This is a genomic window from Bacillus sp. RCC_6_1, from assembly GCF_041360755.1.
Lineage (GTDB): Bacteria > Bacillota > Bacilli > Bacillales > Bacillaceae_G > Bacillus_A > Bacillus_A cereus.
Genome location: NZ_JBFUPV010000002.1, coordinates 1,033,573 through 1,049,720 on the forward strand (window position 1 = coordinate 1,033,573; position 16,148 = coordinate 1,049,720).

A 16,148-nucleotide genomic window follows, 5' to 3' on the forward strand; every position below is an offset into this window, starting at 1 on the left:
GTAGATGGAAAAGACAATTACAATAGACGGAAAACAGGTCAAATTAAAAGCTAACGCAGCATCAGCCAAGCGATATAAGGCGCAATTTAGACGGGATTTATTTGCCGATATGTTTAAATTAGGAGCTATAGGTACATTCGCTTCGCAAGATGCAACAGAAGGTACTATTGATTTTTCTAACTTAGATTTCGACAAGGTAGATTTTGAAGTTTGTTACGATTTAGTTTGGTTATACGCTAAAACAGCTGATCCTGAAATTCCAGACCCGATGACTTGGTTAGAAGGATTTGATGAGTTTCCTATTTACGATATAATGCCGGAAATTAATGAGATGGTTCAAAAAACAATGGGAGCAAAAAAAAAGTAAAGAAAATTAATGGAGAGCAAGGGACCTTCGGTGATGAAGAATTAAGCACTGAATTGTTCCTTGCTCTTTGTTATGAAGCAAAGCTCACATATTGGGACTTAGAAGTGATGACGATTGGTGATTGTTTTGATTATATCGCTGAGTATGCTGAAATGAAAAATCCAGGAAAAGAAAAAGTTCGAAAAGCAACTCAAGAAGACTTTAATGCTTTCTAAGAAAAAGGGGTGAGATAATGGCGGGAGGAAAAATTAAAGGAATTACGATTGAAATTGGAGGGAATACGCAGCCGTTACAAAATGCCTTAAAAGACGTGAATAAGCAAAGTGATTCTTTGACTAAAGAGTTAAAAGATGTTGAACGTTTATTAAAGTTTAATCCCGGTAACGTTGAGGCACTTGCTCAAAAGCAACAGTTGCTTACACAACAAATTGAAAAAACTACACAAAAGCTCGATAAATTAAAAGAAGCGGAGCAACAGGTTCAAGAGCAATTTCAAAATGGAAAAATTTCAGAAGAGCAGTATCGCGCATTTAGGCGTGAAATTGAATTTACACAAGGGTCACTTGATGGTCTGAAAAACAAGCTCGGTAATATGAAAGCCGAACAAGAAAATGTGGCAAGTTCAACACGACAATTAGAAACTTTATTTAGTGCTACAGGAAAAAGTGTTGATGATTTTGCGAGCGCATTAGGTAATCGTCTTGTAAATGCAATTAAAAGTGGATCGGCTACAAGTCGACAGTTAGAACAAGCAATTGGTCTTATTGGTCGTGAAGCTTTAGGAACTGAAGCTGATATTGAAAAATTACAACGTGCCCTCCGATCTGTGGATGCCGGAAACTCTATTCAACAAGTACAAAATGAGTTAAGAGACTTACAACAAGAAGCTGGCAGAACCGAGAAGAAGTTTGAAGGTCTAAAAGTAGGATTAGAGAATGTTATCGGTGGATTAGCAGCTGGTGGTGGAATTGCGACAGCTGTTGAAAAAGCACTTGATATTTCAAAATTGAAAACCAAAATTGATGTATCTTTTGATGTCCCTGAATCCTCGAAAAAATCAGTAGAAGAAGCAATAAGAGGGGTAACAGCTTATGGAGTGGATGCTGAAGAATCACTTGCTGGTGTACGTAGGCAATGGGCTTTAAATAAAGATATTAGTGATGAAGCGAATGCATCTATCGTTAAAGGTGCAGCAACAATCGCGCAATCCTATGAAGGTATAGATTTTACAGAGTTGATTCAAGAAACCTATGAAATAGGAAATGAATTAGGAATAACACAAGATAGTGCTCTTGGTATGGTTGATGCTTTGTTAAAAATGGGATTTCCGCCAGAACAGTTAGACATCATTGCTGAATATGGTAGCCAGCTAACCCGTGCAGGCTTTAAAGCTGAGGAAGTCCAAGCAATTATGGAAGCTGGTGTTGAAACTGGTAGTTGGAATATTGATAATCTTTTAGACGGACTGAAAGAAGGTAGGATTCAATTAACTGAATTCGCACAAGGAGCTGATAAGGCTTTAAAAGAAGCGCTTGACGGTTCTGGTATTGCGACTGAACAAATAGAAAAATGGGGAGCATCTGTCGCTAAAGGCGGAAGAGATGGCGCAGCAGCGATGGTAGAAGTAGCTAAAGCTATTGACGGAATAGAAGACCCAGTTAAGAAAAATCAGGTTGGGGTCAAAGTTCTAGCCACTATGTTTGAAGATCAAGGTCAAAATTTAACAAACACTTTAATTGAAGCTTCTAAGAAAACAAAAGATCTTCAACAAAACCAAGACAACTTAAATGAATCTGTTAAAAAATTAGATGCAAATCCAGCTGTAAAGTTCCAAAAAGCGATGGGCGATTTACAAATGGCTCTTGAACCTATACTAGGAGTAATTGCTGATGTTGTTGCTAGTATTGCTGATTGGATTTCTAATAATCCAGAATTAGCAGCGACCTTAGCAGCGGTTGCAACGGCTATTGGAGTAATTTCAGGGGCACTTATGGCTATTGCACCAATTGTTGTATCGGTCATGGGGGTATTTGAAATTGGGGCCGCCGCGGCACTAGGTATAGTTGCTATTGTTCCTATTATCATAGCCGCTATAGTTGCTCTTGGAGTGGCTATTTATAAAAACTGGGATGATATTAAAAATTGGACAATAGCAGCATGGGATTCTATTAAAGAGTACTTAGTAGAGCTTTGGGACGGGATATCCCAATCCTGTAGTGAAGCATGGTCTTCATTTTTAGAAGCAATGCACGAATTTTTTGATCCGGTAGGCCAATTTTTTAGTGATTTATGGGAGGGTGTAAAGCAGGCATGTAGCGATGCATGGAATTCTACTGTTGAATTCTTTTCTGAAGCATGGTCTTCTTTCGTAGAAATGATGCATAGTTTCTTTGATCCAATAGGTGAATTCTTTAGTAGTTTATGGTCTGGCATTGTTGAAACTGCTTCCTCCTGGTGGTCCTCTTTAGTTGAAACAGCATCTGAATTGTGGGGAACATTAACGCAAGCATGGCAAGAAACATGGGATACAATTCTTACTGTTTTAGATCCAATTATTTCGGCAGTTTCTACCGTTTTAGAAGCTGGTTGGTTGTTAATACAGGCAGGTGCACAAATTGCATGGGCGGCAATCTGTCAATATATTATTCAACCGATTCAGGAAGCTTACGACTGGGTAAGTACACAAATCGGTGAAATGGTCACTTGGCTTGGTACACAATGGGAAATTGCAAAAACTATGGCACAAATTGCTTGGGGACTATTTAAGCAATATATTATTCAACCTGTTCTAGACACTTGGAACTTAGTAAAAGAAAAGTTCAATGATTTAGTTTCTTGGCTAAATTCACAATGGGAGACAGTTAAATCATATACATCAGCAGCATGGGGTTTATTTAAACAATATATTATAAAACCTGTACAAGATACTTGGAATTTAGTAAAAGAAAAGTTTAGTGATTTATCCAATTGGATGTTAGGAATTTGGGCGAAAATAAAAGGTTATACACTTGAAGCGTGGAAGATGGTTTACACATACATCGTTGAACCAGTTATTTCAGCTTATAATTCTGCAAAAGAGAAATTCAATGATATGTACAACACAGCACGGGAAAAATTTGATTCTGTTAAGAATGCAGCTCAAGAAAAATTTGAAGCGGCAAAACATTTCATTATAGATCCAATTAAAGATGCAGTTGACAGTATAGAAAAATTCATTGGAAAGATTAAAGGATTCTTTAGTGACTTGAAGTTGAAAATTCCAAAACCAGAAATGCCGCCTCTTCCACACTTCAGCTTACAAACTAGTACGAAAAACATTTTAGGAAAAGATATTACATTTCCGTCCGGCCTCAATATAGATTGGCGTGCAAAAGGTGGTATCTTCACTAAACCGACTATCTTTGGAATGAATGGCAGAAACTTGCAAGGTGCAGGAGAAGCGGGGCGAGAAGCAGTGCTTCCTCTGAATAAAAAGACACTTGGAGATATTGGTGCAGGAATTGTGGCAGCCATGCCACGACAACAATTTGCAATGCCGAGAGAAATAAATCAACTAATGGGTGACATGAGCCGTATGATGGCTAGTTCTGTGAGTCAATTATCAGAATTAAAGAGTGTCATGAGTGGTGTGTATGGAAGTATGTCAAATAGTAGACAAGCTATGGCAAGCAGCGTATCAAATCAAGTGATTAATTACGGATCTGGTTCATCTTCTAGTGGTGAAGTTATTCCAATGCTTGGGGGAGATTTAGTTATTGAAGTGCCTGTTAATTTAGAAGGAAGAGACGTGGCACGCGGTACTTATCGCTATACAACCGAGTATCAAGAAAGAGAAGCAAAAAGAAACTCAGCCTTTTAGGTTTGGGTTTCTTTTATTTTATAAAGAAATGAGGTGTTGGCATGAGTTCTTTTACTTTTAACAACCAACGAAAGGAGTACATTCAAATAGAGAAGGGATGGAGTCCACCAACATGGGCACCTCTAAAACGTAATTTCTTAAAAACACCTGGATATCCAGGTGCAAGATTATTAGGAACGGATACAGACCCTCGTCCACTTCCTGTCCCTGTAGGAATTATCGTTCCAGATGGAACAGATTTAGAAACGTTAAAAGAAGAAATAGCAGCATGGTTAATTACAGAAGAAGCAGTTGAGCTAGTATTTGATGCAACTCCTGATCGAACATATTTAGCTATAATTGATGAAGATTTTAATCTTGATGATTTCGTTACGTTAGGTAAAGGTACTTTGAAGTTTATTTGTCCGATGCCTTATAAATTAGGACCTACCCGAACAGTAGAATTTCAAACAGGTGCACTGGGGTTAATGGCAAACGTTCAAAATAAAGGAACTGTTCATTCTAATCCTATTATTGAGATTGACATTACGAAACCAAACACTTTTTTAGATGTATGGTTTGAAGATAAATATTCAAAGGAACCAGATTATTTCCGTATTGGAGTGCCATTAAAAATGGAACAATTGCCTGTAGAAAGAAATCAACGTCTTATATGGGATGAAATGTCCACAACTGTAGGGTGGAGTAAGGTTAGTTCAATGGAAGATGGTAATCCAGTTGGTGAAATGAAAACAGATAGTTACCAATTCTATTGTTCGGACTATGGCTCGGGTAATGGATGGCATGGCGCAGCTGTTAAGAAGAGTATTCCTGGTGGGCCAGTACAAGATTTTATTATGCAAGCCCACGTTACATGTAAAAGTAAAAAGATCAATGAAATGGGACGAGTTGAGATAGCAATACTCGATGAAAACAGCAAAGTTCTTTCAAAAATTGCCATGAATGACCTCTATTGGCAAGCTGAACAAAATTTTGGAACGATGGTAATTGGATATGATAATAAGCCTGGAAAAACAGGTTTAATTTATGAGAGTGGTGATTATCCGAATACATGGAATCAGTATTATGGTAGGTTGTGGATTGCTAGAACCGGTAATGATTGGGAAGCTTATATTTCAAAATTTCTTCCTGGAACAGAAAAAGATGATTCAGAACGCTTTGCAAGATGGACCGATAAAGACAATAAATATATGGAAAAAGCAGCTCAAATACAGATTAGTATCATGCAATGGCAGGATGTACCACCAGTAGAAGCGATGACAGTTTCGGATTTGAAATTTTGGAAAGTAAATTTAAATAATCAAAATACACCGCCTTATATAGTCGATGTTGGTGACAAAGTCGTAATTGATACAGAAAATAGTCATGTAATGATTGAAGGGAAGGATGCAATTAATATTAAGGACATTTTCAGTAATTTTCCTATCATTAATAAAGGTATGAATACACTAGAAATCATGCCTTCTGATATCGGAACAGCAAAGGTTAAATATAGGGAGCGGTTTAGATGAGAACACCAAGTGGAGTCTTACATATTATTGATTTTAAAACCAGTCAAATCGTTTCAGCTATACAACCAAAAGATTATTGGGATGATAAACGTCATTGGGAAATCAAGAATAATATCGATACTTTAGAGTTTAAAGTATTTGATAACACGAAATATGCAGCAACACTTATGCAACAGAACTTAGTATTAAAAGAAGTAAGGGATGGGCGTATTGTTCCGTATGTAATCACTGAAGTAGAAAAAGACCCTGACGATAGATCCGTAATTACTTATGCATCAGGTGCATGGATTAATCTTGCTAAAGATGACTATATTTGTCCGCAGAAAATTGAAGGTAAGACAGTAAATGAATTTATGGATATTGCTCTTGTAGGTACAAAATGGAAGCGTGGTAAAACGGAGTATGCTGGATTTCATTCTATGACTATTGATGAATTTATAGATCCATTGAGTCTCTTAAAAAAGATTGCTTCCCTATTTGAACTAGAAATTATATACCGTGTTGAAGTGGTTGGTTCTCGAATTGCAGGTTGGTATGTAGACATGGTGAAAAAAAGAGGAAGAGAAACAGGAAAGGAAGTCACGTTAGGTAAAGATTTAGTTGGAATTAAACGTATTGAAAACTCACAAAACATTTGTACAGCTTTAATTGGCTTTATCAAAAAAGAAGGTGGAGAAGTTCTCACTATCTCAGATATAAATAAGGGTATTCCATATATTGTGGATAACGATGCATTTCAACGTTGGAATGAAAAAGGTAAACACAAATTTGGATTTTATACTCCAGAAACAGAAGAAGATATAACACCAGAACGCTTATTGACTCTTATGAAAATAGAGTTAGCAAAACGTGTGAATACCTCTGTCTCTTATGATGTTCAAGCACAAAGTATAGGGCGTGTATTTGGACTGGCTCACGAGTTAATCAATGAAGGAGATACAATCCGAATTAAAGATGTTGGATTCACACCTAAGCTTTATTTAGAAGCAAGGGCAATCGCTGGTGATGAATCACATACTGATCCTTCGCAAGATAAATACGCATTTGGTGATTACCGTGAGATTACAGATCCAAATGAAGAACTACGAAAGATTTACAATCGTATCCTTAGTTCACTAGGTAGTAAGCAAGAACTGATAAATCAGTTAGATAAATTAGTGAAAGATGCAAATGAAACAGCTAATAATGCTAAGAGAGAATCAGAAGTAGCAAAAACACTGGCTGAAAAAGTTCAAGAGAATCTTAAAAATAATATGGTAAATATAATCGAAGCTAAAAATCCACCGACCGATAATCTTATAGTAGGTAAAACATTATGGCGAGATATTAGCAACGGTAAACCTGGTATTTTAAAAGTGTGGAACGGTAAAGGTTGGGAACTCCTTATTCCTGATGTAGAGTCAGTAAAACAAGAAACACTGAAACAGGTTAATAAAGATATTCAGCTCACAAAAGAAGAATTAAACAAAAAAGTGGAAGAAGCGCAAAGTGAAACCAATGGACAATTTAATAAAGTAACAGAAAATCTTCAAGAAGTTACAAGAACGATTAAAAATGTACAAAACTCTCAAGGTGAAACTAATAAAACTGTCTCTGAAATGAAACAAACCAACGAAGGTTTTACTAAATCTATTGAGTTATTAACAAAAAAAGATGGTGAAATCACTGGAAAGTTAAATACAGTAGAAGAGACTTTTGAAGGTACAAAAAAGACAATCTCTGAGGTGCAGCAAACAACAAATGCTTTAAAGAAAACCACAACTGAAATTACTGAAAAGGCTGGTCAGATTAGTGAGAAGTTGGAGAGTGTAGAAAAGAAAGTTAATAACGATAAAGCTGGAGGACGTAATCTGTTACTAGATTCAAATGTTAAATACGAAAAAACAGATTATCTAATCAATCCATACTCTCTAACTGAAAATTTCTCTACAGGTGAAGAATATACATTTGTAATTAAAGGTAGCGTTCCGAAGGGGCAGAAGTTCGGGATTTGGCAAAATGGCGGTTCGAATAATGTTGGATATGCTACAAGTGTTTATGCGAATGGAATAACCTATGTAACTTTTAAAGCTGTAGCAGCAACGAGTGGAAATGAAAGAAAGTTGAGTCTGTATAACTTTCCAAGTAACACTACAAAAGCCATTGTAGAATGGGTTGCTTTATATAAAGGTAATAAGCCACAGGATTGGACACCAGCTCCAGAAAATCAAGTAACGAGCGATGAATTCACTAAGAAAACAACCGAGATTGAAAAAAGTGTGGATGGTATTAAAGAAAGTATTAAAACGGTAGAAAAAACACAAATCTCTTTTAATGAACGTGTTAACACTGTAGAAAAGAATGCAGAAGGAACAACTGCAAGTGTTAAGAAATTACAGGAAACACAAACTGAGCAAGGGAAAACATTAACTCAGGCTGCCACAACGATACAGCAACACTCTGAAGCATTGAAATTAACAATGAAAAAGAAAGATGTTGAGGATTATGTAGGCGGTTTAGGTACTGTCAACGAGTTGCGTGATGCTGATTTTAAGTTAGGACAGAAATATTGGTTTTGGAATAGCGGTAACGGGGCTATTGGTTCTGTTGATACGAATTTAAAATACAAAGGTATGAATACATTTGCAATTACCGTTACTAGCCAGACTCAAGATCGTTGGTGGGGACTTACAAGCCAATTCATTGAGTGTCAGGTTAACGAAGAATTTGTTGCATCAGGTTATTTCAATACTGATGGGAAAACACCTATTGATAGTGGTGGTGCATTTATTGAAATTGAATGGTGGACTGGTGACAAAAAAACTCGCATTAAAACAGCTAGGACAAATATCAAGGTTGTAAATCATACATGGGTTCGTGCTGTATGTTCAGATAAAGCGCCAGCCAATGCATCGTTTGTGAGATGGCGTTATTATGTTACAAGAAATGGGCGTTTATGGTGTACTGCACCTATGTTACAACGTGGCACCATAGCTACAGAATTTTGGTTACATCCGAAAGATCAAACGGATGTTGATAAAATGCTAGAAGATATAGCTAATAGAGTAGCTACTGAGAAATACAATCAGAAAGTTACAGAGTTAGAAAGAAGTATTGGCGCAAATGAAAATGGTATTACAATCGTTTCTAGAAAACAAGAAACGTTTATAAATGAGACTTATAATGCCTATGCAAGGAAAACGGAATCTAGGTTAGAAGTTTTAGATGAAGGGATTTTAGCGCAGATTTTAAAGGACGGAATTGTCACTGCCATCAATATGTCTCCTGGGAAAATTACAATCAATGCTGCAAAACTGGATATTAATGCAGATACAATGGTCAAATGGCTAACAGCAAAAGGTATTGATACAAATCTTATTAGAATTAACGGTGATAAGATAACCATTGATAAAGATGGTGTAACTGTTAAAATGTTAGATTTTCTATTCCAAGACGAATGGGGAACAAAAACAACTGCGGTATCAAGACGAAACCTAATAGCAGATCCCGACTTTTCTAGTGTTACAAAGAAAAACATTGGACATAACGATTATTATGGGTTTGAAGGTGGATACGGTCTTACTTGGAGATCATGGGGAAATGTCGTAATAGAAAAGAATACACATATATTCGATTACGAGCAAATGGTGAATGCTACAAGGGTAGACATGTATAACTATCCAGAAGCAATCGTGAATAATGGCATACATCCCGGAAATGAATACACAGTATCTGCTCACTTTAGAGCATCTATGATAAATGGAGTACGTAAAACAGGGAAACCACGCTTACATGTATGTTGTGTTAAATTCCGAGACAATGTAAGTTACGATATATGGAATGAACAAAAAATGGACTTTCCTGAGCCGTCTACATTTTATGGAGAAATCAGAAGATATTCATTTACCTTCAAAGTCCCGAAAAACTATATTCCGCAACAACATGCATTGATTATTAAAGTTTGTTCTGGAAGTGCTGACATGAGACAAGGGACAGCGATTTGTGTAAGTGGTGTAACGCTATACAGTGGCAAATATGCATCTATGTATAATTGGGATCGTGCTGCAGCAGAAAGAGCAGATGGCATTCAGCCGTTTAACGCACTTGCTGTAGGCGGTGTGAATAATAATATAAAACCAGCAGCAGACGGACAAACGTTTGATATAAGTACAGAAAAGGATGTAAAAGTTTTTTCTAATATAAGGGCGATGCAAGGAATTAATTTAGGCGGCGGTGGATTCCAACAATGGGGACATATTCGTTTTGTAGAAGGAAACCGAGGGTTAGGATTCTATGTCTGTAACTCAAATGGATGGCACTTTAATAGTTTAGGATAAAGAAGAAAGGAGTAATAGTATATGAATCAAAATTCAGCTGTTGCACCTCCACAACCTGGGGATGTAACACCGTTTATGGGATATTTAGTAGAGCTGGAAAGATCTGAAGCTGGAATTTTTGTAAACATCCCTATTAATGTATTAAATAATGCAGGGCTTTCAAATGGCATGAATAAAGTTGAGGTATGGAGGGAGCTTGATGGAACTATAAGCTTTAGAATCGCAACAAGATGCGAAATTTGTAAACGTGGAGCACGTCTATATGAACTAGATATGGGGTTTGCGAAGAAGCACATTTGCATGGATTGTTATACATCGCTTACTGGGAATTATCCATCACAACAACCACCAACTAATGAAAATACAACGCAATCAATGTAAGGGTAGCGATAGCTGGTCTTTTTTATATTTCTGTTTATATTAGTTTTTAAGTGTTTAAATTATTAATTATAATATATAATAAATATGATTTTATTATCGTATAATTTAATGTTTCATTTAGGAGGTATATTATGAAAAAGAAATTTATGTTAATGATGTTGTTGTTTGTTTTGATGGTAGGGTTGCATCCTAATTCAATGACAAAAGCAGAAACATCAAGCGCACAAGGTGAACAATTTGAACAAGGGAAGTATGATTTACAAGCTGAGTTTTCTTTTGGTCAGAATTGGAATAAAAATTCCCCTTACGTTGGGCCAGAAACACCTAAAACAAAATGGGAATATAAGCTTTATGATAGAGATGGTGGTCTAATATTTTACACTCAGCCAGCGATTGGAAATGATGGGACGATTTATATAGGAAATGGAAACCAAAAATTGTATGCACTTAATAAAGATGGTTCAGTTAAATGGGTTAAAGATAATATAGCGAATACTTATGCTTCACCAGTTATAGCAGCAGATGGAACTATTTATGCTGTAGGAGGAAAATTAACAGCTCTAAATCCAGATGGTTCAATAAAATGGCAAACTACAGATAATGGTTATGTTGATACTCCTATTCTAGATAGTGAAGGTACACTTTATGTACGCTATGCTGCTTATGATAAGAGAACAATACACGCATATAATCCAGACGGATCAAAAAAATGGGTATCAAGTGAACTGTTTAAAGGAACGACAACTGGAACTAATTCTATGCTTATGTCAAAGGATGGAATCATTTATACTGTATCTTCAAGTGGTGAAAATTATTATCTATATGCTCATGACAAAGATGGCAAAGAATTATGGAATAAAAAGATTAAGGGGAATGGAGGTAATCCTGGTTTTTCTTTAGGTTTAAATAGCGAATTATATATAAATGGTGGATCTATTATATATGTTTTAGATAAAAACGGAAATTTATTGAATAAATGGGAACAGAATGAGATTAGTTCAAAATCTGCTCCTACAATATATTCAAAAGATGGAACTATTTATATAGCTAAAAGTGGTGGCTTGTATGCATATAATTCAGACTACACATTGAAATGGGAGTATTCAACAGGTACCCAGGTTATTAATAACTCACCAGTAATAGATAAAAATGGTGTAATTTATATTCATTCATCCCAACAATTATATGCATTAAATCCAGATGGAACACTAAAGTGGAAGACTGAATGGTCAACTCCTATTTTCCACGGTGGTACTTCAAATAACTCTATCAGCATTGGTAAAGATGGAATTATGTATATTTTAGGGCATGTACCCAAAGCAAATAAAGAAACATATTATTCATTAGTAGCTATTGGCGACTCCTATACAGATAATGTATGTACTAAAGATAGTACATACATGGAAGTGCTTAAATCGTTGGAAGCAAAGAGTAAGACTGCTAAGTTAACAGATGAAGAGAAAAAAGAAGCACGTGATATTTTGAAGAAATTATCCGATGATCTTGATAAAACAGATAAATAAACTTAATTTGATTAATACAATTGTATGTTTTTTAGAAAAGAGGGACAAGCGTCTCTCTTTTTTTATTATAAATAAGGAGATGGAAAGATGGATCGCATTGATGTATTAATGAAAGCATTTATTGCTACATTTGGTGGCTTTTGTGGGTATTTCTTGGGAGGATGGGATGCAACATTGAAAATCTTAGTAACGATGGCAGTTATTGATTATCTAACTGGCATGATTGCAGCAGGATATAACGGAGAATTAAAAAGTAAAGTTGGTTTCAAAGGCATCGCCAAAAAGGTGGTGCTTTTTCTTTTGGCCGGAGCGGCAGCTCAATTAGATGCAGCGTTAGGAAGTAATAGTGCTATTCGTGAAGCGACAATTTTCTTCTTCATGGGTAATGAATTACTTTCACTTTTAGAAAATGCCGGACGAATGGGTATTCCGCTTCCGCAAGCTTTAACAAATGCAGTTGAGATTTTAGGCGGTAAACAAAAACAAGAAGATAAAAAAGGAGATGTTAAGTAATGGGACAAATTATTGATATTTCAAAATGGAATGGTGACATTAACTGGCCTATAGCAAAGCAATACATTGATTTCATCATCGCTCGTGTACAAGATGGTTCAAATTATGTAGATCCATTGTATAAAGGATATGTACAAGCCATGAAGCAACATGGTATTCCTTTTGGTAACTATGCATTCTGTCGTTTCGTTTCTGAAAATGATGCACGAATAGAAGCTCGTGACTTCTGGAACCGTGGAGACAAGAGCGCGACAGTCTGGGTTGCAGATGTTGAAGTAAAAACAATGAATGATATGAGAGCGGGCACACAAGCATTTATTGATGAACTACGCCGATTAGGTGCTCAGAAAGTTGGTTTATACGTTGGTCATCATATGTATGCTCCGTTTGGTATGGCAAATGTAAAATCTGATTTTGTTTGGATTCCTCGTTATGGCGGTAACAAGCCAGCTTATCCATGCGATATTTGGCAATACACAGAGACAGGTAATGTACCTGGTATCGGTAAGTGTGATTTGAACCAATTGATTGGTAGTAAACCGTTATCCTGGTTTACAGGAGAAAAACAACCAGAACAAGCTATTGCCAATGGCGGCTATCAGTATGTTAAATCTGGTGGTTTTGGTATCTCATTGGTTCAGGAAGTCGTAAATGCTATGAATGAGCGTGGAACAAAAGGGAAGGTTGTCTCTGATCCATTAACTGGTTTAGCTTACTTACAAACTGAAGTACTACCTAATGGCGAGCTTGATAAGATTACAGCTTGGATGGATGAAAGAAACTGGTGGTACGAGTACATTAAAAAATAAAACAAAAGAATAGTTTTATTAATAAAGATTATTATCTGGTTCTATATGTAGATAATTATATATTGATTTTCATCTTTATAAATGTTAGTGTAAATATACACCGTTTCTTATTTATCTATGAGTACTGTCTGTAGAACGAATAGAATAATTTGAAAAAATCCCCTTTTGCACCTATATGCAGAAGGGGATTTTAATATTTATGAGATTTAAAATTTACTTTTAGATAATGCTTTAAGTACGGGCTTTACAATTAAACCTATTAAACGAAAGCCTTTAAATATAGAGCGTACAACTTTCAAGGAATGTTCCTCCTAGTTGATGTTAATAAATGTATCATTATATAAAAAATAGAGATATAAAAATTTTTCTTCCATTTATCTTGTTCTTTTAAATTCTTCTTTCTTTGCCCTTAGAATCTAGCAAAATAGCATAAAAATTAATTAAAAAAGACAATTATTCTATTTATAAAACTATTCACTAAATTATTACCTTGATTAATCTTTAGAATCCTCATCGCTCATAATATATTCGATATCTTCATCTGTAAATTCATTGCCTTTAAATACTGGATGCCCATTTGGATCGAGCATACCCATTACTTTTTTATCTCTATCAGACACAATTAGTGTATAGTCCTCCATAAGAAAAGGGTTTTTTGGTAAATCCACTAATATTCTCCAAGCTGGTCTTATATCATCATTGTTTCTATTTTCTTTCACAATTTTAAATGTATAAGCCTCATCAAAGAAAAGCTGGTTGATATCTTCATTAACTACTCCATCTAATTTATTTTTCTTATGATAATGTTTAGCAATTTCTATTGCTTCCTGAGGCTTTAACATTACATCTACAGTAATTTCATTTATTTTCCTATAATGTCTTGAAAAATCTTCTTGCTTTAATTTTATATAATTTTGAAATTCTTCAGTAGACAATTGTTTAAACTCTTCATCAGACATATTTTTATACTTATCTAAAGACATATAAAATTCTCCTTTTATTTATATTTCAATCTTAATCTTTCGATATATTCTATTGAATGGTCAATAGAAGCTTTATCAAATAAATGTTTATTTTTCATTACTTGTTCAAATACATATTCTTCTCTTTCTAACCTACTAAGATTCATATATTGCTCTTTTCCTATATCTAACCACTGCTCTGCATGAAAACCCTCATGATGCATATTTATGACGGATGGTTTTTTCTTTAAATATATATCCCCATTAACAAAATCAAACGCTGCTTCTACATTGTTTGGAAGAATTGTTCCTTTTTTATCTATATTAACTTTTATACCTAATTCTCCCCATTCCTTTTTATACGCTCGAATTTCCTTTCTAGTAGCTAAAGTTTCTCCAATTTCATTGGTTTGAATATTTACTTTTCTAAAATCCAAGTCAGCTCCGCTTGTTGCCTTATTAACTTCAGCTGTACTTTCAGCAAACTGATGAGTCAATAATTTTTCTTTAGATTGTTTAAGGGCATTGCTATCTGAGAAAGAGTCTACAATATTTCTTCCTGTATAAGCAAATTGATTTTTTGGCATTAGAATATTATTCAACATGTCAACGCTTTGCTTATACTTATCTAAAGTTATTACGTTTTTAGTGCCGTGTATAAAATTTACACTTTCACTAAGTTTTGAGGTTTTGCCTAACGTTGAAACTTTATCTACACCTTTTGTTCCTACGAATAATTCAGCGATTGCTAATTTAACTTGCATCTCTACATTTCCATACCATTTAGCTCTGCTATTCCAATCTCCATTTACAACATCTTGATTCCACGAATCAGAAATAGCTTGTTCTACAGCAGCAAATGTTTCGTCGATATGAGAAAGAGCATACACAGCACCCTCAACACTATCTATTGGATGTAAAATTGTGTTTAATATTCCTTTAAGTTCATCTAACACCGCTTCATTCTGCCCTTTTTTGTAATTATAATATTGCCCGATAATAGGAGTGTTTTCTATCTGTCGAATAAACTTTTCGTACAAATGATCTATCGCTTCTACGTTATTTTCAACAGTATCTTTAAATTTATCGAACAACGATTCTTCTATAATATTACTTCCTTCAGAATGACGTTTTTTTTCTTCTGTAATCGCTTGGATAGAAGTTATCCACTCCATATTCAACCCTTGCGTACTAAATGTACCACTTGCAGGACTAAAGCCTTTTCCACTTTGAACTTCCGCTAAACCCATCGCAATGCTAGCGGCTAGTTGGAGTGCAGTATCATAATTATTACTAGAAGTATAATTAAATTCATATAGATGTTCTAATTTTTCTTGCAGTTTTTTCCTCATGACAGTAAAAAGATTCGCCATAGCGTCCATACCCGGGAGTGGCACAGCTTGATTGATGGCTTCTATACTTGTTTTCATTCGGTCAATTTCTCGAATTTGTTCTAGTAACTCTTGTTCAACGACATCCGTGGAAGCGACTTGTGATTGGAATTGACTTGGAAAAGCATCATTCTGACGAATTAACTCTTCACACAGATAAATGATTCCTTGTGCTAAAGGACGAAAGGTTTGTACAAAAAATGATTTTGCACTGCTATATGTTTGCCCTTGTAACACAGTATCCATTGCAAAAGCGTCAATCGACTGAATCGCTTGTTCCATACCTTGAATGGTAGCCGTACATACAGCATTCATACTTTGTGTTTGGGCATGTACTTCCCCTAAATACATATTTAAACTCAAAAATCTCCCCCCTTTTATGCGAACAAGTAAATCATACCAATTAAAGGATATATATGTAAATATGCTACTGTAGTAAACTCAATATCAAAGTAGAACTTTTCCATTTAATTACTAAAGTACCGTCTAATTCGTTTATGGGTACCTGTGAAGAAT

The 16,148-nt window shown here is 35.3% G+C and carries 10 protein-coding genes; 8 read left to right on the forward strand and 2 right to left on the reverse strand.

Features of this window, described 5'->3' with window-relative positions:
- Positions 1-4: 4 nt before the first annotated feature.
- The 8 genes from AB6801_RS11610 to AB6801_RS11645 all read left to right on the forward strand — a co-directional run bounded on the left by AB6801_RS11610 (position 5) and on the right by AB6801_RS11645 (position 13,279).
- Positions 5-367, forward strand: a complete 363-nt coding sequence (locus AB6801_RS11610) for a hypothetical protein (protein ID WP_000415912.1) — start codon at positions 5-7, stop codon at positions 365-367.
- A gap of 232 nt (positions 368-599) precedes the next feature.
- On the forward strand, positions 600-4,226 hold the full coding sequence (locus AB6801_RS11615) for a phage tail tape measure protein (RefSeq protein ID WP_098330476.1): 3,627 nt from the start codon (positions 600-602) through the stop codon (positions 4,224-4,226).
- Positions 4,227-4,267: 41 nt separating this feature from the next.
- Complete coding sequence (locus AB6801_RS11620; protein WP_098330475.1) at positions 4,268-5,737, forward strand: distal tail protein Dit; 1,470 nt, start codon at positions 4,268-4,270, stop codon at positions 5,735-5,737.
- Complete coding sequence (locus tag AB6801_RS11625) at positions 5,734-10,053, forward strand: phage tail spike protein (protein ID WP_098394830.1); 4,320 nt, start codon at positions 5,734-5,736, stop codon at positions 10,051-10,053. Before AB6801_RS11620 ends, AB6801_RS11625 begins: the two co-directional genes overlap by 4 nt.
- Positions 10,054-10,074: 21 nt before the next feature.
- A complete protein-coding gene (locus AB6801_RS11630) occupies positions 10,075-10,434 on the forward strand; it encodes a hypothetical protein (RefSeq protein WP_076774786.1) in 360 nt (119 codons plus the stop codon).
- A gap of 131 nt (positions 10,435-10,565) precedes the next feature.
- Positions 10,566-11,957 (forward strand): outer membrane protein assembly factor BamB family protein, encoded by a 1,392-nt coding sequence (locus tag AB6801_RS11635; RefSeq protein WP_076774787.1) that lies wholly within the window; start codon positions 10,566-10,568, stop codon positions 11,955-11,957.
- An 87-nt stretch (positions 11,958-12,044) separates the two neighbouring features.
- Entirely contained in the window at positions 12,045-12,470 is a 426-nt protein-coding gene (locus AB6801_RS11640) for a phage holin family protein (RefSeq protein WP_370941072.1), read from the forward strand.
- Positions 12,470-13,279, forward strand: a complete 810-nt coding sequence (locus tag AB6801_RS11645; RefSeq protein ID WP_044796938.1) for a GH25 family lysozyme — start codon at positions 12,470-12,472, stop codon at positions 13,277-13,279. The genes AB6801_RS11640 and AB6801_RS11645 overlap by 1 nt, the downstream gene beginning before the upstream one ends.
- 494 nt (positions 13,280-13,773) lie before the next feature.
- On the opposite strand, the gene AB6801_RS11650 is transcribed toward AB6801_RS11645, so the two are convergent.
- Both AB6801_RS11650 and AB6801_RS11655 read right to left on the reverse strand, forming a co-directional pair.
- Positions 13,774-14,262 (reverse strand): hypothetical protein, encoded by a 489-nt coding sequence (locus tag AB6801_RS11650; RefSeq protein ID WP_000050864.1) that lies wholly within the window; start codon positions 14,260-14,262, stop codon positions 13,774-13,776.
- A gap of 14 nt (positions 14,263-14,276) precedes the next feature.
- Positions 14,277-15,995: a zincin-like metallopeptidase toxin domain-containing protein gene (locus tag AB6801_RS11655; RefSeq protein ID WP_000056017.1), complete on the reverse strand. Its 1,719-nt coding sequence runs from the start codon at positions 15,993-15,995 to the stop codon at positions 14,277-14,279.
- Between the last annotated feature and the right edge of the window lie 153 nt (positions 15,996-16,148).